The 21,109-nt window shown below is 76.1% G+C and carries 20 protein-coding genes; 6 read left to right on the top strand and 14 right to left on the bottom strand.

The features are described from left to right. Positions 1-112 precede the first annotated feature (112 nt). Complete coding sequence (locus ACI8AD_RS23095) at positions 113-577, top strand: SRPBCC family protein (protein ID WP_456872869.1); 465 nt, start codon at positions 113-115, stop codon at positions 575-577. A 51-nt stretch (positions 578-628) separates the two neighbouring features. Here ACI8AD_RS23095 and ACI8AD_RS23090 read toward each other — a convergent pair whose 3' ends face one another. From ACI8AD_RS23090 to ACI8AD_RS23070, 5 genes are all read right to left on the bottom strand, one after another. Continuing rightward, positions 629-1,285, bottom strand: coding sequence for a MadR family response regulator transcription factor (locus ACI8AD_RS23090; RefSeq protein WP_456872868.1), 657 nt, complete (start codon positions 1,283-1,285; stop codon positions 629-631). After that, positions 1,278-2,621, bottom strand: a complete 1,344-nt coding sequence (locus ACI8AD_RS23085; RefSeq protein WP_456872867.1) for a GAF domain-containing sensor histidine kinase — start codon at positions 2,619-2,621, stop codon at positions 1,278-1,280. The genes ACI8AD_RS23090 and ACI8AD_RS23085 overlap by 8 nt, the downstream gene beginning before the upstream one ends. A gap of 29 nt (positions 2,622-2,650) precedes the next feature. Continuing rightward, positions 2,651-3,895, bottom strand: a complete 1,245-nt coding sequence (locus tag ACI8AD_RS23080; RefSeq protein WP_456872866.1) for an iron-containing alcohol dehydrogenase — start codon at positions 3,893-3,895, stop codon at positions 2,651-2,653. A gap of 194 nt (positions 3,896-4,089) precedes the next feature. Further along, complete coding sequence (locus ACI8AD_RS23075; RefSeq protein WP_456872865.1) at positions 4,090-4,317, bottom strand: hypothetical protein; 228 nt, start codon at positions 4,315-4,317, stop codon at positions 4,090-4,092. Between the two features lie 33 nt (positions 4,318-4,350). Continuing rightward, positions 4,351-5,799 carry a bifunctional 3-(3-hydroxy-phenyl)propionate/3-hydroxycinnamic acid hydroxylase gene (locus ACI8AD_RS23070; protein ID WP_456872864.1) on the bottom strand — a complete coding sequence of 483 codons (1,449 nt, stop codon included), beginning with the start codon at positions 5,797-5,799 and terminating at the stop codon, positions 4,351-4,353. A 56-nt stretch (positions 5,800-5,855) separates the two neighbouring features. On the opposite strand from ACI8AD_RS23070, the gene ACI8AD_RS23065 reads away from it, so the two are divergent. From ACI8AD_RS23065 to ACI8AD_RS23055, 3 genes are all read left to right on the top strand, one after another. After that, entirely contained in the window at positions 5,856-6,647 is a 792-nt protein-coding gene (locus tag ACI8AD_RS23065; protein ID WP_456872863.1) for a class E sortase, read from the top strand. A gap of 6 nt (positions 6,648-6,653) precedes the next feature. Continuing rightward, entirely contained in the window at positions 6,654-6,818 is a 165-nt protein-coding gene (locus ACI8AD_RS23060; RefSeq protein ID WP_089402836.1) for a hypothetical protein, read from the top strand. 117 nt (positions 6,819-6,935) lie between these two features. Beyond that, entirely contained in the window at positions 6,936-8,063 is a 1,128-nt protein-coding gene (locus tag ACI8AD_RS23055; RefSeq protein ID WP_456872862.1) for an NDMA-dependent alcohol dehydrogenase, read from the top strand. 48 nt (positions 8,064-8,111) lie between these two features. Here ACI8AD_RS23055 and ACI8AD_RS23050 read toward each other — a convergent pair whose 3' ends face one another. Beyond that, positions 8,112-9,812: an AMP-binding protein gene (locus ACI8AD_RS23050; RefSeq protein ID WP_456872861.1), complete on the bottom strand. Its 1,701-nt coding sequence runs from the start codon at positions 9,810-9,812 to the stop codon at positions 8,112-8,114. Between the two features lie 158 nt (positions 9,813-9,970). Between ACI8AD_RS23050 and ACI8AD_RS23045 the strand changes: the two genes are divergently transcribed. After that, complete coding sequence (locus ACI8AD_RS23045; protein WP_456872860.1) at positions 9,971-10,834, top strand: LuxR C-terminal-related transcriptional regulator; 864 nt, start codon at positions 9,971-9,973, stop codon at positions 10,832-10,834. Between the two features lie 109 nt (positions 10,835-10,943). Here ACI8AD_RS23045 and ACI8AD_RS23040 read toward each other — a convergent pair whose 3' ends face one another. The 8 genes from ACI8AD_RS23040 to ACI8AD_RS23005 all read right to left on the bottom strand — a co-directional run bounded on the left by ACI8AD_RS23040 (position 10,944) and on the right by ACI8AD_RS23005 (position 19,857). Next, positions 10,944-11,462, bottom strand: coding sequence for a hypothetical protein (locus ACI8AD_RS23040; RefSeq protein ID WP_456872859.1), 519 nt, complete (start codon positions 11,460-11,462; stop codon positions 10,944-10,946). Positions 11,463-11,609: 147 nt separating this feature from the next. Further along, positions 11,610-13,484, bottom strand: a complete 1,875-nt coding sequence (locus tag ACI8AD_RS23035) for an AAA family ATPase (RefSeq protein ID WP_456872858.1) — start codon at positions 13,482-13,484, stop codon at positions 11,610-11,612. Between the two features lie 78 nt (positions 13,485-13,562). Further along, on the bottom strand, positions 13,563-14,702 hold the full coding sequence (locus ACI8AD_RS23030) for an NDMA-dependent alcohol dehydrogenase (RefSeq protein ID WP_456872857.1): 1,140 nt from the start codon (positions 14,700-14,702) through the stop codon (positions 13,563-13,565). A gap of 116 nt (positions 14,703-14,818) precedes the next feature. Next, entirely contained in the window at positions 14,819-15,478 is a 660-nt protein-coding gene (locus tag ACI8AD_RS23025; RefSeq protein ID WP_456872856.1) for an MOSC domain-containing protein, read from the bottom strand. Next, the gene (locus tag ACI8AD_RS23020; RefSeq protein ID WP_456872855.1) at positions 15,475-16,596 is read right to left on the bottom strand and encodes an XdhC family protein; all 1,122 of its coding nucleotides are present in this window, start codon (positions 16,594-16,596) and stop codon (positions 15,475-15,477) included. The genes ACI8AD_RS23025 and ACI8AD_RS23020 overlap by 4 nt, the downstream gene beginning before the upstream one ends. Positions 16,597-16,610: 14 nt before the next feature. Further along, on the bottom strand, positions 16,611-17,705 hold the full coding sequence (locus tag ACI8AD_RS23015; protein ID WP_456872854.1) for a vWA domain-containing protein: 1,095 nt from the start codon (positions 17,703-17,705) through the stop codon (positions 16,611-16,613). Positions 17,706-17,781: 76 nt separating this feature from the next. Further along, positions 17,782-18,708 carry an AAA family ATPase gene (locus ACI8AD_RS23010; protein ID WP_456872853.1) on the bottom strand — a complete coding sequence of 309 codons (927 nt, stop codon included), beginning with the start codon at positions 18,706-18,708 and terminating at the stop codon, positions 17,782-17,784. A 150-nt stretch (positions 18,709-18,858) separates the two neighbouring features. Then, complete coding sequence (locus tag ACI8AD_RS23005; RefSeq protein WP_456872852.1) at positions 18,859-19,857, bottom strand: PRC and DUF2382 domain-containing protein; 999 nt, start codon at positions 19,855-19,857, stop codon at positions 18,859-18,861. 325 nt (positions 19,858-20,182) lie between these two features. Between ACI8AD_RS23005 and ACI8AD_RS23000 the strand changes: the two genes are divergently transcribed. Further along, the gene (locus ACI8AD_RS23000) at positions 20,183-20,992 is read left to right on the top strand and encodes a DUF3097 domain-containing protein (protein ID WP_456872851.1); all 810 of its coding nucleotides are present in this window, start codon (positions 20,183-20,185) and stop codon (positions 20,990-20,992) included. The last annotated feature ends 117 nt before the right edge of the window (positions 20,993-21,109 follow it).

Here is a 21,109-nt window from a genome sequence, read left to right as displayed (position 1 = left end):
GGCGCGCTCGCCCGGCACCCGGGGGTGGCGGAGCGGGGGGCCCCGCACGGCGACCCCGGCGGGGGGCCGGGGGGGGGGGGGGGCCACCCCCCGGCCCCCCCCCACTGCGGGCGTGAGCGACCTGACCCACTCCGGCTCGATCGTCGTCGCCGCCTCCCCGGAGTCCCTGTACGACCTGGTCAGCGACGTGACCCGCACCGGCGAGTGGAGCCCGGTGTGCGTGGCCTGCTGGTGGGACGAGGGCGCGACGGGCGCCGTCGGCGACTGGTTCACCGGCCGCAACGTCACCCCCGACCGCACGTGGGAGACCCGCAGCGTGGTGGCGGTCGCCGACCGCGGCCGGGAGTTCGCCTGGCTGGTCGGCGGGACGCGGGCGCGCTGGGGGTACACCCTCGAGGCGGTCGAGGGCGGCACGCGGCTGACCGAGTCGTGGGAGTTCCTGCCCGGCGGGCTGGAGCTGATGGAGGAGCGCTACGGCGAGGACGCGCCGGAGCAGGTGCAGGTCCGCATCCGCGCCGCGCGCGAGGGCATCCCGGCGACGCTGGCCGCGATCAAGCGCGTCGCCGAGGCCGGCTGACACCCGCCGTCCCGGCCGGAGGCCGTGCCGGTCCGCGCCCGTGCACGGTCCTCAGATCAGGCCGAGCTTCGAGCCCGCGTAGACGGCCTCGGCCCGCCGGGACACCGCGAGCTTGCGCATGAGGTTGGTGACGTGGAACTTCGCCGTCGTCGCCGAGATGTAGAGCTCGCGGCCGATCGCCTCGTTGGACAGCCCCCGGGCCAGCAGGGCCAGCACCTGCCGCTCCCGGCCGGTCAGCTCCGGGGACGACGGCGACGACGGGGACGACGACGGCGCGGCCAGCGAGCGCACCACCATCGCCGCGCTGTGGCTGTCGAAGGCGCTCTCGCCGCGGCGCACCGCCCGGATCGCGGCGACCAGCGCGACGGCGTCGACGTCCTTGAGCACGTAGCCGCGCGCGCCGTGCCGGATCGCCTCGAGGACCAGCCGCTCGTCGAGGAACGTGGTCACCACCAGCACGCCCGGCGCGGGGGTCCGCGCGGTCAGCTCGCCGCACAGCGCCAGACCGGCGACGTCGGACCCCGCTGACAGCTTCAGGTCCAGCAGCACGATGTGCGGGCGGGCCGCGGCGACCAGGTCGAGCGCGGCCGCCGCGGTGGCCGCCTCGCCCACGACCTCGATGTCGGGCTCGCGCTCGAGGATCGACCGCAGACCCTGCCGGACGATGGCGTGGTCGTCGACGATCACCAGCCGGATCGGGTCAGTCACCGGTCCCCTCCGCGGGCGGATCGGACGGGAGCGGCAGCCGGACCTCCACCCGCACCCCGCCCATCCGGGCGCGGGCGACGCGCAGGCCGGCGCCGAGCTCGCGGCAGCGCGACTCGATGTTGCGCAGCCCGCGGTGGTGGCCGTCGCCGCGCCGGACGGCGGCCCGCAGCAGGCGGCGCAGCGTCTCGGGGTCACCGGTGCCGTCGTCGGCCACCGACAGCCGCACCTCCCCGGGCCGGTAGCCCAGCCGGACGGTCGCCCGGGTGGCACCGGCGTGCCGGGCGGTGTTGGACAGGCACTCCGTGGCGATGCGGAACAGCTGGTGCTCGGCCTCCGGCGGCAGCACCCGCGGCCGCCCCTCCACCCGCACCGCGACGGCCAGCCCGGGCACCGACGGCAACCGGTCGAGCAGGCCGGGCAGCGCCGGCCCGGGCACGCCGTGCTCGTGCTCCGACAGCGCGTGGATGGCGCCGCGCAACCGCTCGACCGCCTCCCGGGTGAGCGCCTTCGCGTGCCCGAGCCGCTCGTGCACCTCGGTGTGGTGGGCCACCTCCGGGCGGCACCACTCGATCGTCATCCCGGCGGAGAGCACGTGCTGGGCCACGCTGTCGTGCAGCTCCCGGGCGATGCGGTGCCGCTCGGCGTCGACCGCCTCGCGCTGCGCGGCGACGTCGAGGCGGTGCTCGGCCTCGGCGAGCTGCTCGTGCCGCTCGGCGAGGTCGCGGGCCCGCTGGTCGGCCTCGGCGTAGAGCCGCTCGGTCTGCCGGCGCAGCGCCTCGGAGCGGGCCAGCAGGTGGTCGGCGTGCAGCGCCACCGCCGACTGGTTGGCCACGATCCGCAGGATGGACAGGTCGGCCGGGTCGGCGCTGCGCGGCGCCCCGCCGCAGGCGACCAGAGCCCCGACCGGGTCGCCGTCGACCACCAGAGGGACGACGACGGCGCCGCCGTCGGCCCGCCAGGGCTCGACCTCCCCGGCGGCCAGCGCGGCGGCGACCGGCCGGCCCACCTCGGCCGGCAGCGCGGCGAGCTCGGCGACCCGGGCGCCGCCCGGGCCGCGGCCGACCAGCCGCGGCCGGGCCAGCGGCAGCGCCTCCTCGGCGAGGGCCAGCACCACCCACGGGACCGCGAGCTGCCCGGCGGTCGCGTCGACGACGACGCGGCAGAGCGCGTCGGCGCCCTGCCCGGTGGCCGACAGCACCCGGGCGACGTGCTCGAGCTGCGCCATGGCCCGGGAGAGGTCCTCGGCGGTCTGCCGGTACTCGGCGTACCAGCTGGGCTTCGACGAGCGCAGCCCGGTGAGCTCGGGGATGCCGGGGACGGGCGCGCGGGGGGTCACGGGCACCCCGGGTCAGCGCCGGCGGGCGGTCACAGCGCGGCCCGGAACAGGGCGGCGATCTCGGCGCGGTCGGCGTCGCGGGGGTTGGTCGACAGGCAGGCGTCGCCCAGCGTCGTCGTCGCCAGCCGCTCGACGTCGGACTCCCGCACGCCCAGCGGGCCGAGCCGGCTGGGGCAGCCCAGCTCGGCGGCCAGCCGGGTGACGACGCCGGCGGCCTCCTCCGCGGCCTCCTCGCCGCTCAGGCCGGTGACGTCGACGCCCATGGCGCGGGCGACCGGCAGGAACCGCTCGGGGACGGCGCGGGCGTTGAACCGGATGACGTGCGGCAGCAGCACGCCGTTGACCACGCCGTGCGGCACGTCGAGCAGCCCGCCGACCTGGTGGCTCATCGCGTGGGTGGCGCCGAGGATGGCGTTGGTGAAGGCCAGCCCGGCCTCGAGGCTGGCCTGGGCCATGCGGGTGGTGGCGGCGGTGTCGTCCGGCGCGGTGAGCGTGCGCCGCAGCGAGGTGCAGATGAGCTCGACGGCGTGCAGCGCGTGGACGTCGGTGAGCGGGCCCGACGCCCGGGAGACGAACGCCTCGATGCCGTGGGTGAGCGCGTCGAGGCCGGTGGCGGCGGCCAGGTCCTCGGGCATCGTGGTGAGCAGCCGGGGGTCGGTGAGGGAGATGTCGGGGACCAGCGCCCGGCCGATGAGGGTGGCCTTGAGCCGCCGGGTGGTGTCGGTGACGACGGCGAACTGGGACACGTCGGCGCCGGTGCCCGCGGTGCTCGGGCACATGACGGTCGGGGGGATCGCGGTGGTGACCCGGTCGACCCCCTCGTAGTCGAGGATCGACCCGCCGTTGCTGGTCACGACGGCGACCGCCTTGGCCGCGTCGATGACCGACCCACCGCCCAGGCCGACCACCACGTCGCAGCCGCTGTCGCGGTACCGCTGCACGCCCTCGGCGACCTCGTGGTCCTTGGGGTTGGGCGTCAGCCCGGTCCACACGGTGGGCCGCAGGCCGGCGTCGGCGAGGTGGCCCGCGAGCTCGGCGAGCCAGCCGGCCTCGACCAGGCCGGCGTCGGTGACGACGAACGGCCGGCGGGCACCGAGGCGGCGGGCGGCGAACCCGGCCTCGGACAGCGCGCCCCAGCCGAACACGACCTCGGGGACGAGGTACTTGCTGAACCCGGACGTCGGCTCCGCGGACGAGCAGGGAGCCGGCCGGACCGGGCGGTCGAGCGCGCGGCGGACCGGCGGGGGCCCGTGCCGCAGGGGGACGGCGGTCACCGCGCCGGGTGGGGCGGCAGGTGGGGAGCGGGCACGACGACCTCCGGGGCACGGACGGCCCGCCCACGATAGCCGGTGTCGTGATGCGCGTCACACGACTGCGCCCCGCCGATCCGGAACGGCGCGCACGTCCGCGGAAGTGCCCGGAGGCACTTCCGCGGACGCGCACGGCAGGGTCGGGAGGGACCCGGGGGTCAGCGGCCGAGGATGCCGCCGATCGCCCCGCCGAGGCCGCCGCCCTGACCGCCGCCACCGCCGAGCATCTTGACGAGGTCCATCGGGTCGAGGCCGAGCTTCTGCAGGATGCCGGCGTGCTGCTCGGTGTCCACCTGGCCGGGCAGTTCCTGGTCGGCCTGCTGCGCCTTGGCGTCCTCGCCCTGGGACTGCAGCAGCTGGAGGATCTGTGCCTTGTCGATCTGCATGAGCCGCCCGGTACCCGCCGACCGGCGGCGCACTCACCCCGCGGCGCGCACGACCCGGTCGGGCCGGACGACGGCGTACCGCGCCCGCCCGGTGTCCAGCCACGCGCTCAGCGCGCCGTCGACGTCGTCGACCTCGGTGCGCCGACCCGCGGCGGTCACCGCGACGCGGCCGGGTGAGGCCGTCGCGACCACCGCCGTCCCGGCGCCGAGGACGTCGTCGAGCCGGCACTCCCGCCCGTCCACCCGAACCCGCGCGCGCGGCACCAGCGCGCCCGCCAGCCGGCGGCCGGCCCGGTCGCTCCGGTCGACCAGCGGGCCGGGGCGCAGCGGCGGCGTCCGGCTGTCGGCGGCGTAGGCGGCCAGGGCCGGCACGCTCGCGACGGCGGCCAGCACCGCCCGGCGGACCGGGACCGCGCCCGCTCCCCCGCCGGTCATCAGCCGCCCGACCAGCGCGGCGAGGCGGACCAGCGCCCGGGCGTGCGGCCCGCGCTCGGCCCCGTGGGTGTCGAGCAGGTCCTCGGCGGCGGCGCCAGTGACGACGGCGGCCAGCTTCCAGGCGACCTGGTGCACGTCGCGCAGGCCCAGCCCCAGCCCCTGGCCGACGAACGGCGGGGTCAGGTGGGCGGCGTCGCCGGCCAGCAGCACCCGTCCCCGGCGCCACAGGTCGGTGACCTGCGCCCGGTAGACGTACTCGGCGGCGCGGACCACCGCGGCCTCTGCGGCACCGAACGGCGCGAGGAGCCGGGGCAGCCCGCCGGTCAGGCCCGCCACCGTCTCCCCCGGCAGCAGCCGCGCCTCGAACCGGTAGCGGTCGCCGCTGACCGGCATGAACGTGGCCGCGCGGGCCGGGTCGCAGACCTGGTGCACCCCCGGCCACACCGGCAGCGGCGACGGCGCGCGCAGGTCGGCCACCAGCCACCGGTCGGGCCGGCCCAGGTCGCGCATCCGCCCGCCGAGCAGCCGGCGCACCGTGCTGTGCGCGCCGTCGCAGCCGAGCACCGCCGCCGCGTGGACGTCGGCCCGCTCCCCGGTGCGCCGGTCGACCACCGTCACCGTGACGGACCGGTCCGCCCGCTCGGCGAGCCCCACCGCCTCCGCCGCCGTGCGCAGCGTGATCCCCGGGGTCCGGACGACGGCGGCGCGCAGCACGGCCTCGAGGTCGGGCTGGTGGAACATCGACGCCTGCGGCCAGCCGTGCCGCCCCGCGCCGGGCTCGCGACCGAACTCGGCGAGCACCCGGTGGGCGGCGTCGACCAGCCGCAGCCCCGCCGCCGGCCGGCTCACCGCGAGGAAGTCGTCGGCCACGCCGGCGTCGGCCAGCGCGCGCAGCGCCTCGTCGTCGAGGTGCACCGCCCGCGGGACGGCGGGCGGGCGGGGCTGCCGGTCGAGCAGCAGGACCGCCAGCCCCCGCCGGGCGAGCAGCAGCGCGGCCGTGGCACCCACCGGCCCCGCGCCGACGACGACCACCGGCGGTTGCGACACGCCGTCCAGTCTCCCGGACCGGCGCACGGCTCCCGCACTGGCATCGTGGAGTGGCCATGGCATCACCCTCCGCGACAGCACCGCCGCCCACCGAGTGGCGCCGCTACGGCCGTCCCCGCCGCGACCGGGGGCGCACGCTGGTCAGCGGTCTCGGCCAGACGCTCGTCACCGCTGGCCTCGTGCTGCTCCTGTTCGTCGTCTACGAGCTCTACGTCACCGACCTGTTCGCCGCGCGCGAGCAGGACCGGCTCGCCGACGAGCTGCGCACCGGGTGGGACGACGCCCCCGTCGTCGGCGTGCCCACCTCCCCCGCCGAGCCCGGCCTGGGCGAGCCGTTCGCGGTGCTGCACATCCCGCGGCTGGGCGAGGACTGGTCCCGGGTGGTGCTCGAGGGCACCACCGAGGACCAGCTGTCCCAGGGGCCGGGCCACTACGTCGGGACGGCGATGCCTGGGCAGCAGGGCAACCTCGCGATCGCCGGTCACCGGGTGGGTCGCGGGTCCCCGTTCCTCGACCTCGACGCGCTTCGCCCCGGCGACCCGATCGTCGTCGAGGTGGCCGACGGCTGGTTCACCTACCGCGTGCTCGGCGACGAGGCCACCGGGGACTTCACCGACCCCAGCGGCATCCCCGGGCAGCAGATCGTCACGCCCGCGGACGTCGACGTGATCGCCCCGACGCCCGGCGGCGCCGCCGACGCCGCCCCCACCGGCGCCTACCTGACGCTGACCACCTGCCACCCGCGCTACTCCGCCCGACAGCGGCTGATCGTGCACGCCGTCCTCGACGGGCCCGGCGTGGCCCGGGCGGACTCACCCGACGGGCCGCCGGCCCTGACCGAGGACTGAGGACCCGTGTACCGCTGGATCTGGCACCACCTGCCCGGGGGCACCGCGAGCCGCTCGGCGCTGTCGCTGCTGCTCGCCCTCGCCGTCTGCGCGCTGCTGCTGTTCGTCGTGTTCCCGGTGGTGGAGCCGCACCTGCCGTTCAGCTCGGTCACCGTCGACCCCGGCCGCTGACGGAACGGCACCGGCCGCCCCGCTTGACGGCACCCGGTGTCACACGGAGTCTGTGGCCCGGCGCACAGCCCGTCGACGGCGACGGGCGGCGAGACCGCACTGACGGAGGGACACCGGGTGAAGACCAAGGGCGCGATCCTGTGGGGCGTGGGCGAGGAGTGGTCGGTCGAGGAGATCGAGCTCGGCGACCCGAAGGCGGGTGAGGTCCAGGTCCAGCTGGCCGCCTCGGGGCTCTGCCACAGCGACGAGCACCTGGTCACCGGCGGCACGCCCGTGGCCTTCTACCCGGTCATCGGCGGGCACGAGGGCGCCGGCGTGGTCACCAAGGTCGGCCCCGGCGTCACGGGGCTGCAGGAGGGCGACCACGTCGTCACCGCCTTCATCCCGGCGTGCGGGCAGTGCCCGCCGTGCTCGAAGGGGATGCAGAACCTCTGCGACCTCGGCGCGAACCTGCTGGCCGGGACGTCGATCTCCGACGGCAGCTACCGGGTGCAGGCCCGCGGCAAGGACGTCATCCCGATGTGCCTGCTCGGCACGTTCTCGCCCTACATCACCGTGCACCAGGCGTCGGTGGTCAAGATCGAGCCGGACGTGCCGCTGGAGATCGCGGCGCTGGTCGGCTGCGGCGTCACCACCGGCTGGGGCTCGGCCACCAAGGTCGCCGACGTCCGCCCGGGGGAGAACGTCGTCGTCATGGGCGCCGGCGGCGTCGGCATGAACGCCGTCCAGGGCGCGGCCGCGGCCGGCGCGAAGCGGGTCATGGTCATCGAGCCGGTGGCCCGCAAGCGCGAGTGGGCGATGGACCTCGGCGCCACGCACGTCTTCGAGTCCGCCGAGGAGGCGACCGAGAAGGTCAACGAGCTGACCTGGGGCCGGATGGCCGACAAGACGATCATCACCGTCGGCGACATCCAGGGCGAGGACATCCAGACCGCGCTCAGCCTCACCGGCAAGGGCGGCCGGGCGGTCGTCACCGGCATGGGCAACTACGCCAACACCGACGTGAAGCTCAGCCTCTTCGAGCTGACCCTGCTGCAGAAGGACCTGCAGGGCGCCATCTTCGGCGGCCTGGCCCCGCGGGCGGCGATCCCCGAGCTGCTCAGCCTCTACCAGGAGGGCCAGCTCAAGCTCGACGAGCTGGCGACCACGAAGTACTCCCTCGAGGACGTCAACCAGGGCTACCAGGACATGCGCGACGGCAAGAACATCCGCGGGATGATCGTCTACACCGACGCCGACCGCTGACGCCGTCCCCCGTGCCCGCCGGCGCTCCCGGCGGGCACGGGGAGCGGCTCAGCCGCCCCGCAGCTCCGGGAAGTCGGTGTCGGCCCAGTCGGTGCCGGTGCCGGCGGGCGCGGCCTGCTCCTCGCGGTGCCGCAGCTCGACCCGGCGGATCTTGCCCGAGATCGTCTTGGGCAGCTCCGCGAACTCGATCCGGCGGACCCGCAGGTAGGGCGCCAGCCGCTCGCGCGCGTGGCGCAGCACCGCCAGCGCCGTCTCCGGGCCCGGCTCCCACCCCGGCGCCAGGGTGACGTAGGCCTTGGGGACGGCGGCCCGCACCGGGTCGGGCACCGGGACGACGGCGGCCTCCACCACCGCCGGGTGCTCGATGAGCACGCTCTCCAGCTCGAACGGGCTGATCTTGTAGTCGCTGGCCTTGAAGACGTCGTCGGTGCGCCCGACGTAGGTGATGTAGCCGTCGGCGTCGCGGGTCGCGACGTCACCGGTGTGGTAGTACCCGCCGGACATCGCCTCGGCCGCCCGCTCCGGGTCGGCCTGGTAACCGGACATGAGGTTCAGCGGCCGCTGGGCGAGGTCCAGGCAGATCTCGCCGTCGTCCCCCCGCTGCCCGGTGACCGGGTCGACGAGCACCACGGGGACGCCCGGCAGCGGGCGGCCCATCGAGCCCGGCCGCAGCTCGGCGCCGGGCGGGTTGCCCACGGCCGCCGTCGTCTCGGTCTGGCCGTAGCCGTCGCGCAGGGTCAGCCCCCAGTGCCGGCGCACCTGCTCGATGACCTCGGGGTTGAGCGGCTCGCCGGCGGCCACGACCTCCCGCAGCGCGCCCGGGCCGCCGGAGAGGTCGGCCTGGATGAGCATCCGCCACACCGTCGGCGGGGCGCAGAAGGTGGTGACGCCGGCGCCGCGGACGTGCCCGAGGACCCGCGCGGCGTCGAAGCGCACGTAGGTGAACAGGTCGACGGTGGCCTCGGCCGCCCACGGCGCGAAGAAGCAGCTCCAGGCGTGCTTGGCCCAGCCCGGGGAGCTGATGTTGAGGTGGACGTCGCCGGGCTGCAGGCCCAGCCAGTACATCGTCGACAGGTGCCCGACGGGGTAGCTGACCTGGGTGTGCTCGACCAGCTTGGGCCGGCTGGTGGTGCCGCTGGTGAAGTACAGGAGCAGCGGGTCACCCGGCTCGGTGCCGGGGTGGCCGGGCGGCTCGTCGCTCCCGCCGGCGGCGTCGTCGTAGGGCGCCCAGCCGGCCGGTGCGTCCCCGACGGCGATGCGCCCGTAGTCGCCGGGCACGCCGTCGAACTTGCCGGCGTCGGCGGCGTTGACGACGACGTGTCGGGCGCCGCCGCGGCCGATGCGGTCGGCGAGGTCGGCCGGGCCGAGCGCGGTGGTGGTCGGCACGATCACCGCGCCGAGCTTCATGACGGCGAGCATCGACTCCCACAGCTCGACCTGGTTGCCGAGCATGAGGACGACGCGGTCGCCGCGCTGCACGCCGCGCCCGCGCAGCCAGCCGGCCACCTGGTCGGAGCGGCGGGCGAGCTCGGCGAACGACCAGCTCGCCGTGCGCCCGTCCTCGCCGGTGATGCGCAGCCCGGGCCGGTCGACGCCGCGGGCGATCTCGTCGAACCAGTCCACCGCCCAGTTGAACGGGCCCTCGATGCGCGGCCAGCGGAACTCGGCGGCGGCCTTCATGGGGTCGCCGCGCAGCCCGAGCAGCTGGTCGCGGGCCTCCCGGTAGGCGGTGGTGGCGGTGCCGGGCATGGGTGCGCTCCTCGGGTCGTGCGGTCGCGTGCCGGGCATGGTCGGCCGGGGGTCCGGGGCGCCGCCACCCCCGATCTCGCCGGGCCGTCGCCGCCGTCGCGACCTGCGCTAACGTGACCTGGCTCACCGTCGTCCGGACGCGCGAGGAGGTCCCCCGGGTGTCCCTCCCCGCCACGGCACGTCCCGACGACCGCGATGCGCTGCGCGCCGCCGTCCGGGAGGTGCACGCGCGGTCGGGGATGAGCGTCGTCTTCGCCGCCGGGCCGGTGCAGGGTCCGTCGGCCCGCATCGACGAGCTGGTCGGCGTGCGCACCCGGTACCTGCGGGGGCTGGAGATCCGCACCGGCGCGGGACTGGGCGGGCGGGTGCTCAGCGAGGGCCGCCCGGCGGGCGTGGAGGACTACGAGCGGGCGCTGGACATCACCCACGAGTACGACGGGCCGGTGCTCGCCGAGGGGCTGCGCACGGTGGCCGCCGTCCCGGTGCTGGTCGGCGGCCGGGCGCGGGCGGTGCTGTACGCGGCCAGCCGGGAGGGCGGGTCGATCGGCGACCGGGTTCGTGACGCGCTCGCCCGCGCCGCCGCCCGCATGGGGTCCGAGCTCGCCGTCCGCGACGAGGTGGACCGCCGGCTGGCGCTGATGGCCACCGCCGCGACCGGTCCGGCACCGGCCGAGGACCCGGCCCGCTGGGAGGAGGTGCGGGCGGTGCACGCCGACCTGCGGCTGGCCGCGCAGGCCATCGACGACGCCGCCCTGCGCGAGCGGCTGCTGTCGGCGTGCGGGCGGCTGGCGGCGCTCGGGGCCGCGCCCGACGCCGCGGCGCCGGCGGTGCACCTGTCGGCCCGCGAGGTCGACGTCCTCACGCAGGTGGCGCTGGGCTGCAGCAACCGCGAGACCGCCACCCGGCTGTCGCTGCGGCCGGAGACGGTGAAGAGCTACCTCGGCTCGGCGATGACCAAGCTGGACGCGCACACCCGCCTGGAGGCCGTGGTCCACGCCCGGCGGCTGGGGCTCCTGCCGTAACGCGTGCGGTGCTCACGCCTGTTGATCATGGGGTTGTTGCCGCCGACACGCGCGGACACGCCGCCGGGAGCGGCAACGACCCCATGATCAACTCGAGCGGACGTCGTGATCAGGGCGCCCGCCGGAGCAGGTCGGCCCGGCGCCGCAGCCGCGCCGGGGTGACGAGCACCAGGACGAGCAGGCCCGCGCAGACGACGAGCCCCGCCCACCACCACGGCGACGCGGTGACCGCCAACCCCGCACACAGGAGGACCAGGACGACGGTGGTCAGCAGGGCCCGCGTCCGGGTCTGCGCCAGCAGCGCCAGCCGGCCCTCGACGACACGCAGAGCGGCCCCGCGCACCTCGTCGTCCTCGGGGACGGGGCCGCGCCGGGCCGCCCGCTCGACCAGCGCACGGTTCCCGTGCGGAAGCGGCCCGAAGGCGTCCAGCGCGTCGTGCGTGTTCCGGGCGACGAGGAGTGCGAGCACCGGCGCGCAGACCACGGCCACGACGACGCCGGTCACCACCGCCGAGCTCCAGCTCGCGTCCCCGACGAACCGCAGCCCCAGGACCAGGAGCGGTGCGACCAGCACCCCCATCACCAGGGTCAGCGCCCATCGCGACGCCCGCAGCAGCCATGCGTTCACGCCGTGATCCTGCGGTGCGGGCACCGTCCCGACGATCGCGGTCACCCGGTCGTGATCATGGGGTTGTTGCCGCCGACACGCGCCGACACGCCGCACCGCCGTGCACGCAGCCGATGATCAACACCCCGCGCGAGCGCCCGTCCCGCGTCAGCCGAGCAGGCGGGTGAGCGCCGGCCCCAGGTCGCGCACGGTGCGCACCATCTGCGCGCTGCCGCCGCCGCGCGCGGCCAGCGCCCGTGCGGCCTCCTCGGCCTCGGGTGTGGGGAGCGGGCAGAGCACGTCGAGCCGGTCGATGCCGGCCAGCGCCGTCTCCGGCGGGTCACCGGTGGTGTGCAGGCAGTCCGACAGCAGCACCACGGCGCGCTCGTCGGCCACCTCCTCGGCCAGCTGCAGCCGGGCGGCCCGCAGCGCCGCGGCGAGGTCGGTCATCCCGTGCCCGCGCAGCCCCAGCAGGTGGGTGACGACGTCCTCGGCGGCGCGGCGCTGCCCGGTGCGCTGGACGACGTCGACCTCGCGGCCGAAGGTGATCAGGCTGGTCCGCAGCTTCTCGTCGCCGGTGAGGACGACGCCGGCCGCCGCCACCGCCGCGATGGCCACGCCCAGCCCGGTCATCGACCCCGACGTGTCGACGGCGAGGCACACCGCCCGCCGGTTCCCGGTCCACGTGCGGGTGACCAGGTCGCCGGTGGTCAGCGGCGTCCCGACGTCCCAGCGGTCCAGGGTGCGGTCGAGGTCCAGGTCGCCGTCGCCGCGCCGGTCGGGCACCAGCCGCCGGGTGCCGCGGGTGCGGGTACGGCCCACCCGGCCGACCTGCACGAACACCCGCGCGGCCAGCCGCTGGGCCGCCGAGCGCAGGTCGCGGTCGGTGGCGGCGGCGAGGTCGGTGAGCAGCGCGGCCGCGGCGTCGGCGTCCTCGGCCATCAGCGCGGCGAAGGCCTCCTCGTCGAGCTCACCGACCTCCGGGCTGACCTCCTCGAAGGCCTCGTGCCGGGCCGCCATCTCCCGACGGCTGGTCTGCCGGCGCCCGCCGCCGGAGCGCCGGTCGCGGCGCAGCGAGGACCCCGAGTCGGTGCCCGCCGGCGTCTCCGGCGGGCCCTCACCTTTTCCCTCGTCACCACCACCCGCGGGGTCCGCGGCGTCGGAGGGGTCCTCCGGCGGCGGTGACCCGTCGGGCGGCCAGACGCCGTCGAGGATCTCGTCGATGACCGCCTCGGCGGTGCGCTCGACACCCTCGGCGATGCGGATCCGCCCCGACAGCGCGGCGTAGGCGGCGTCGCGGGCGGTCTCGCGGGCGCCGTCGGCCCCGAGACCCGACTGCCCGCGCACGTCGAGCAGGCCGCCGAGCAGCAGCACCAGGTCGATCGCGCCGCGCACCGACGAGCCCATCCGGACGTCGCGGTGCTCCCGCGACGCACGCACCAGCCGGACGGCGAGCCCGATGAGCGCCGGGGGTGCCCCGGTGACGGCCCCGACGATGGACCGCTCGGCGGCGGCGTCCTGGTAGCCCAGCACGACCCGGCACATGCGGTCGGCGATCGCCTGCCCGACGCGGGCGGTGCCGATCGCGTCGAAGGGGTTCATGGCCGCGATGAGCCGGAAGCCGGCGGCCGCCTTCACGTGCCCGAGCCGGGGCACGGTGATCTCGCCCTCGGTCAGCACGGTGATGAGGACGTTGAGCGTCTCCTCGGGGATGCGGTTGAGCTCCTCGAGGTAGAGCAGTCCGTGCCCGCGCATCGCCGTCAGCAGGGGCCCGTCGGTGAAGCTGCCGGGCACGTACCCGTCGGCGAGGACGGCGGCGGGGTCGTACTGGCCGATCAGCCGGGCCGGGGTGAGCTCGGCGTTGCCCTCGACGAAGACGACCTCCTGGCCGACGTCGGCGGCGATGGAGCGCAGCAGCGTGGACTTGCCCGTGCCCGGCGGCCCCTCCAGGACGACGTGGCGGTTGGTGCGCAGCGCGACGGTGAGCACCTCGCGCTCCCGGCGCAGCCCGATGACCGGGTGCGGCGCGGTGGGGTTGCCCACGCGACTCCTCTCGGGACGGGGCGAGACCTGCACACCGGCCCCGGGGGAGCCGGTGTGCAGGTCTCGCCGGGGGACCGCTCAGGCCGGCGCGCCCTCCAGCGGCGGGGTGTCGAACCTGATGACGCCGCGGATGTTCTTGCCGTTGACCAGGTCCTCGTAGCCCTCGTTGACCTGGTCGAGGGTGTAGGTCTTGGTGATCAGCTCGTCGAGCTTGAGGTCACCGGACTGGTAGAGCTCGACCATCTTCGGGATGTCGTGGAACGGGTCGCCCGAGCCGAACAGGCTGCCCTTGACGGTCTTCTCGAACAGGGTGAGCAGCGAGCTGCTGAGCTCGATGTTGTTCTTCGTCGGGTCGGCCAGGCCGGTGATGACGGCGGTGCCGCCCTTGCGGATGGTGTTCACGGCGTCGGTGACCACCTTCGCGTCGACGACGCCGACGGTGATGATCGCCTTGTCCGCGCCGACGCCGCGGGTCAGCTCCTGGACCAGCTCCTGCGCCTCCTCCGCCGTCTCCACGCTGTGGGTGGCGCCCAGCTGCTCGGCGGCCTCCCGCTTGTTGGGCAGCGGGTCGACGGCGATGACGTTGCGCGCGCCGGCCAGCGCCGCGCCCTGCACGCTGTTGATGCCGATGCCGCCGATGCCGTAGATGACGATCGTGTCGCCGGGCTCGGTCGCCGCCGCGTGCACCGCCGACCCCCAGCCGGTCGGGACGCCGCAGCCGATGAGCACGACCTTGTCCAGCGGCAGGTCGGGGTCGACCTTGACCGCGGAGTTCTCGCTGATGACGGCGCGCTCGGAGAACGTGCCGAGCATGCACATGCCGCCGTAGTCGTTGCCGTCGTCGTCGTGGAAGCGGTAGGTGCCGTCGGGGAGGTTCCCGACGAGGATCGACGCGCCCATGTCGCAGAGGTTCGACTTGCCCGTCGAACACCACCGGCAGTGTCCGCACACCGGCAGGAACGAGCAGATGACGTGGTCACCGGGCTGCAGCCGGGTGACGCCCGGGCCGACCTTCTCGATGATCCCGGCGCCCTCGTGGCCGCCCACGATGGGGAACTGCGGGACGATGTCGCCGTGCCGCAGGTGCTCGTCGGAGTGGCACAGCCCGGCGGCGACGTAGCGGATGAGCACCTCCCCCGCCTTGGGCTCGTCCAGTTCCAGCTCGGTGATCTCGAACGGCTGCCCGACGTCGCGCAGTACGGCTGCCCTGGTCCTCATCGACACTCCCGTCGCTCGGCCGCCGCGGCTCGACGGCACGTCCTCGGCCGGGTCATCGTCCGGGCGCGGTGCGGCGGCGGGCACCCCCGGACGGGGGGAGGCCGCGTCAGCGGGGGTCAGACGGTGCGTGGTCGGGGAGCCACCCGGCGGGGCAGTCCCGCGCGGTCGGCGTCGAGGGGGACCGCGCTGGCCAGCACGGCGGGCCCGAGCCGCAGCACGCCGTCGGTGAGCGGCGCGCAGCGGATGCCGGCGCGGCCGCGCAGGCCGCGGTGGGCGCCCGGCGCGAGGACGGTGTCCAGCCACGCGCAGGGGTTGGCCGGCCGCCCGCCGCGCAGCACCACCACGCCCTCGCCGCAGTCGAGGGAGAACACCTCGCCGCGCAGCGCCTCCACCTCGGCGCCGCGCAGGACGACGTTGCGGCGGGCCAGCAGCGGGTCCAGCGGGCCGGTCCCCAGCTCGACGGCCAGCGTGTCGACCGACTCGGCGGCCAGGACGGTGACGGCGGCGTCGCGGTGCGCGGCCCGGCCGGCGTAGCGGTCGCCGACGACGCCGTGCCCGGCGCGCACCTCGATCCGCCCGACCCGGTCGCCGTCCTGCGGCGGGACGACGCCGCCGGGCCGCCCGTCGTAGCGGTGCACCGGCGAGACGAGCAGCCCCACGACCTCGACGTCGTAGCGGAACGTGAGGTCACCACTGACGTGCCCGGCCGTGCGGCCGCCCTGCAGGGGCCCGCCGCGAGCCTGCGGGTGCTGGGGGGCAGGGTGGTCCTTCGTCATCGGTCGGCAGTGCGGTGGATCGGGCCCTCCGTACCGGTCAGCCGCTCGCCGCTGCCGCCCCAGCGCCCGGCGATGATCTCCGCGGCGATCGAGACGGCCGTCTCCTCGGGCGTGCGCGCGCCGAGGTCCAGCCCGATCGGCGAGGACAGCCGGGTCAGCTCGTCGTCGGTCAGCCCAGCGTCGCGCAGCCGGTCGAGCCGCTCGTCGTGCGTGCGCCGCGAGCCCATCGCGCCGACGTAGGCCACCGGCAGCCGCAGCGCCACCTCCAGCAGCGGGACGTCGAACTTCGGGTCGTGGGTCAGCACGCACAGCACGGTGCGCTCGTCGATCCGCCCGGCGTCGACCTCGGCCTGCAGGTACCGGTGCGGCCACTCGACGACCACCTCGTGGGCGTCGGGGAAGCGGCGGGCGGTGGCGAACACCGGCCGGGCGTCGCACACCGTCACGCGGTAGCCGAGGAACGCGCCGACCCGCGCGACGGCGGCGGCGAAGTCGATGGCGCCGAACACGACCATCCGCGCCGGCGGGGCGAAGGAGGACACGAACAGCGTCAGCTCGTCGCCGCGGCGCTCGCCGTCGTGGCCGTAGGTCAGCGTGCCGGTGCGGCCGGCGGCGAGCATGCCGCGGGCGTCGTCGGCGACGGCGTCGTCGAGGCGCTGCAGGCCCAGCGTGCCGGAGGCGCGGTCGGGCCAGAGCACCAGCCGGCGGCCGATCCGGTCCTCCGGACCGCGGACGACGGTGACGACGGCGACCGGCTCGTGCCGGGCCACCGACTCGGCGATCTCGCCCAGTTCGGGGAAGGACTCGCGCGAGACCGGCTCGACGAACACGTCGAGGATCCCGCCGCAGGTCAGGCCGACGGCGAACGCGTCGTCGTCGCTGACGCCGTACCGCTCGAGGGTGGGGACGCCGGTCTCGACGACGTCCTTGGCCTCCTCGTAGACCGCCCCCTCGACGCAGCCGCCGGACACGCTGCCGACCGCCGTCCCGTCGGGACCGACCAGCATCGAGGCGCCGGCGGGGCGGGGCGCGGATCGCCAGGTGGCGACCACCGTCCCCATGCCGACCGTCTCCCCGGCCTGCCACCAGCCGACCAGGTCCTCCAACACGTCACGCACCGCGGGCCTCCTTCTCAGGCACGGGAGATGACCCCGGACAGTTCCTCGAACGCCGCCAGGCTGTGGCCGGACACGAACGCGTCAACCGACGGCAGGGCCGCCTGCATCCCGCCGGTGAGCGGCTCGTAGCCGCTGCGCCCCTTGTGCGGGTTGACCCAGACGACGGCGTGCGCCAGCCGGCGCAGCCGCGCCATCTGCTCGCGCAGCAGGTCCGGGCTCCCCCGCTCCCAGCCGTCGCTGCACACCACGACGACGGCGCCGCGAGCGGTCCCCCGCTGGCCCCACCGGTCGAGGAAGGCCTTGAGCACCTCGCCGAGCCGGGTGCCGCCGGACCAGTCGGGGATGGCCTCGCCGCTGGCGGCCAGTGCCCGGTCGGGGTCGCGCAGCCGCATCTCGCGGGTGACGCGGGTCAACCGGGTGCCGATGGTGAAGACCTCGGTCGAGGCCGGCCGGGAGCGCACGGCGGCGTGGGCGAAGCGCAGCAGCGCGTCGGCGTAGGGGCTCATCGACCCCGAGACGTCGACGAGCAGCACCACCCGCCGCGGCCGGGGCCGGGCCCGCCGGCGCAGCAGCCGGGTCACCTCGCCGCCGTCGCGCAGTGCCCGCCGGACGGTGCGCGCCGGGTGCACCGACCCGTGCGGGGCCGGCCGGCGCCGGCGGGCCCGGCGCATCGGCGCGGCCGGGCGCACCAGCGCGAACAGCCGGCGCAGGTGCTCGCGCTCGGCCGGGGTCAGGTCGGCGACGTCGCGGTGCCGCAGCACCTCGTCCCCGGACGCGGCGACGGCGAGGTCGGAGGGGTCCTCGCCCTCCTCACCGGCGCCGGCGCCCTGCTCCAGCGGCGCGGTGGCCGCGACCCGGGGCGGGGTCTGCGCGGTCGCCGTCGACCGGCGGGGTGCCTCGCCGCCGAAGTAGGCGGAGAAGGCGGCGTCGTAGCGGTCGAGGTCGTCGGGACCGGCGCACAGCGTCAGGCGGCCGGCCCAGTAGACGGCGGTCGCGTCGAGGACGTCGAGCGCCGCGACCGCCGAGAGCATCGCCTCGACCCGGTCGGGCGAGGCGCCCACCCCGGCGGCACGCAGCGTCCGGGCGAACCCCAGGACGACGCCGACCACGTCGCGACGTGCTGGAACGGCCCCGTCCGGAGGCTCGCGCCGAGCGTGCGAGGCGTGAGGGGGACGGGGTCCTTCGTCAGCTGCCACCGAACAGCGCTCCCCGGGCCAGCGCGTGCACCCGGTCGGTGTCCTCCCGGTACTTGAGGACGGCGCCGAGCGTGCGGGCGGCCAGGTCGGGGTCGAGGTCGCGCGCGCCGAGGGTGTGCAGCGCGCTGGCCCAGTCCATCGCCTCGGCCACGCCCGGCGGCTTGAGCAGGTCCAGCGTGCGCAGCTTCGCCGTCGCCCGGGCCACCTCGCGGGCCAGCCGCTCGGTGACCTCGGGCAGCCGGGTCCGCAGGATCGCGACCTCGCGGTCGAAGTCGGGGTGCTGCAGCCAGTGGTACAGGCAGCGGCGCTTGAGCGCGTCGTGGACCTCGCGGGTGCGGTTGGAGGTCAGCACGACCAGCGGCGGGACCTCGGCGCGCACGGTGCCGAGCTCGGGGATGGAGATGGTGAAGTCCGACAGCACCTCCAGCAGGAAGGCCTCGAACTCGTCGTCGGCGCGGTCGACCTCGTCGACCAGCAGCACGCTCGGGGAGTCCTCGAGGGCCTGCAGCAGCGGGCGGGCGAGCAGGAAGCGCCGGTCGTAGAGCGAGGCCTCCAGCGTCTCGGTGTCCCCCGTGGCGTGCGCGGCCTCGGCGGCCCGCAGGTGCAGCAGCTGGCGGCCGAAGTCCCAGTCGTAGAGCGCCTGGCTGGCCTCGAGGCCCTCGTAGCACTGCAGCCGGTACAGCGGGCGGCCGGTGACCTCCGCCAGCGCGCGGGCCAGCGCCGTCTTGCCCACGCCGGCCTCGCCCTCGAGGAAGAGCGGGCGGCGCATGACCAGGGCCAGGTAGGCCGCGGTGGCCAGCCCCTCGTCGGGGAGGTACCCGGTCGCCCGGAGGGCGGCGGTGAGCTCGTCGGGACCGGCCGGGAGCCCGTCGGTCCGGGGAGGGGTCGGCGACGCCGCGGCCGTGGTCTCGATCACGCCGCCGAGCATCCCACCCGCACGCGCCGCGGGCCGCGCCGGAGCGGGCGGCCCCGGACAGCACGGTGGCCGGCCGGGAGTCGAGGTCTCCGGCCGGCCACCGCCGTCTCGTGCGCCCGGTCGGTCCCGGGCCCGGGGTCGTGCTGTGCGTCAGCGACCGATCTTGCCGTCGTTGTCGCGGTCGAGCGCGTCCTTGGCCTTCTGCACGAAGCCGCGCTCGTCCCGGCCGGTGGTGCCGGTGCCCGCGACGCCGGACCGGCCGCCCTCGACCTCGATCTCCTCCTTGCGCACCTGCTCGTCGACCCGCTGCTGCTCGGTCACCGTCTCGGTGTCGAGGCGGACGCGCTCGACCGGCACGGCCTCCTTCTCCACCACGGGGCGCTCGGCGTGCAGGACGACCTCGTGCTCCTCCTCGGAGATCGCCGGGCCGTCCATCGCGGCGCCGACGTTGGCGTCGGTGATCGGCTCGCGCTCGACGCGGACCTCCTCGTGGGAGACCGGCACGGTGGTGCTGACGTTCTCCGTCACGACGTACTTGCGCAGGCGGGCGCGGCCGGCCTCGACGCGCTGCGTGCCCACGTTGACGTGCTCCTCGGAGCGGGTCATCGCGCTGTCGGTGGTCGGGCCGGAGGTGTCGTGACCGACGGCGCGGCCCTGGACGTCGTCGTAGACGCCGTCGCCGTCACGGTCGGCACGGCCGGTGGTGCCCATCCCGGCACCGCCGGTGGTGAGGTCCTGCTGCGTGCGGGTCTGGTCGGCGCTGTAGGTGCCGGCCGTCCCGGTGTCGCGGACCGTGCCCGTGGTCTGCGTCGTCTGCGTGGTCTGGGTGCCCGAGCCGGAGCCGAGGTCGTAGTACCGGTACAGCTCCTGCTCCTCCTGCGGGGACAGGTGGCCGTCGGTGTCGATCCGCGGGGCGTCCTTGACCTTGGCCTTGCTCACGTGGACGCGCAGGCCGTCGTTGGTCAGGTCGGCGTCCCGCAGCGGGATGAAGGACTCCTTGGTGCCGAACAGGCCGGTCCGCACCGTGGCCCACTCCGGCTGACCGGTCTCGTCGTCCAGGTAGACCTCCGAGACCGAGCCGATCTTGTCGCCCGTGTCGTCGTAGACGTCCTGCCCGATCACACGGCTGATGGTGTCGGTGCCGATCATCGTCGTTTCGCGCTCCCATCTGAGCTCAGGTGTTCCGGTCGACAGATGGGTGACCGGGCTCGCGGGACCGAAACGACCCGACGCGATCTTCCTCGTACCCACTCCCCGGCCGCCCGGCCCGGACGCCTCTCCGGAGCGGCACCGGACGACCCGTTCCCGCAGGTCAGCGCCGGGTGGACGGCCGCGACGAGAGCCCCCGGGACCGACCGGCGAGCCGCGACGGACGAGCACACAGCGTCAACGGCGTGTCGCCCGGGCGTGTCGCGCCCGCTCCCTCCCGGCGCGTCTGCGGGCCTCGCGCGCCGTCATCGGCTCTCCTGGGGAGGTGCCACCCCGCTCCCCCTACGACGACCTGGTGCACCCCCGCACCGTCAAGAAGCCGACGCCGCAGGTCGCCGCCGAACGCGACCTCGTCGTCGAGGACCCCAGCTCCGGGTTCGTGGGCGCCGTCGTCCGCTGCGAGAAGGACGTCGTCCACCTCGAGGACCGGTTCGGGAAGGTGCGCGCCTACCCGCTGGGCCCGGGCTTCTGGGTCGACGGCCGGCCGGTCGTGCTGGTGCGCCCGACCCCGAGGGGACCGGCGACGCCGACCCGCAGCGCCTCGGGCTCGACCTACGTCGCCGGCGCCCGCGCCCGCGTGGCGCGCGAGGGCCGCATCCACGTCGAGGGCAAGCACGACGCCGAGCTCGTCGAGAAGGTGTGGGGCCACGACCTGCGCATCGAGGGCGTCGTCGTCGAGCCGCTGCACGGCGTCGACGACCTGCCGGCGATCGTGCGCGAGTTCCGCCCGTCGTCGGGACGGCGCCTGGGCGTGCTGGTCGACCACCTGGTGCGCGGGTCGAAGGAGTCGCGGATCGCCGAGCAGGTCACCGGCCAGCACGCGCTCGTCGTCGGCCACCCGTTCATCGACATCTGGCAGGCGGTCAAGCCCTCCGTCGTCGGCATCCGCGCCTGGCCGGAGGTGCCCCGGGGCGAGGACTGGAAGACCGGCGTCTGCCGCCGGCTGGGCTGGGAGGACGACACCGGCTACGTGTGGGCGCAGCGGATCCTCGCCCGCGTGCGCACCTGGACCGACCTCGAGCCCGCGCTGATCGGCCGCGTCGAGGAGCTCATCGACTTCGTGACCACCGACTGAACCCCCGTGGGGGGGGGGGGGGGGGGGGGGGGGCGCGGGCCGCGGGGGGGGGGGGGGGGGGGGGGGGGGGGGGGGGGGGGGGGGGGCTGGGGGGGGGGCGCGGCGTGCTGGGGCGGC

This window comes from Geodermatophilus sp. SYSU D00766 (assembly GCF_054049915.1).
The sequence above is the reverse complement of the archived record's forward strand: the minus strand, read 5'-3'. Positions and strand labels throughout refer to the sequence as shown.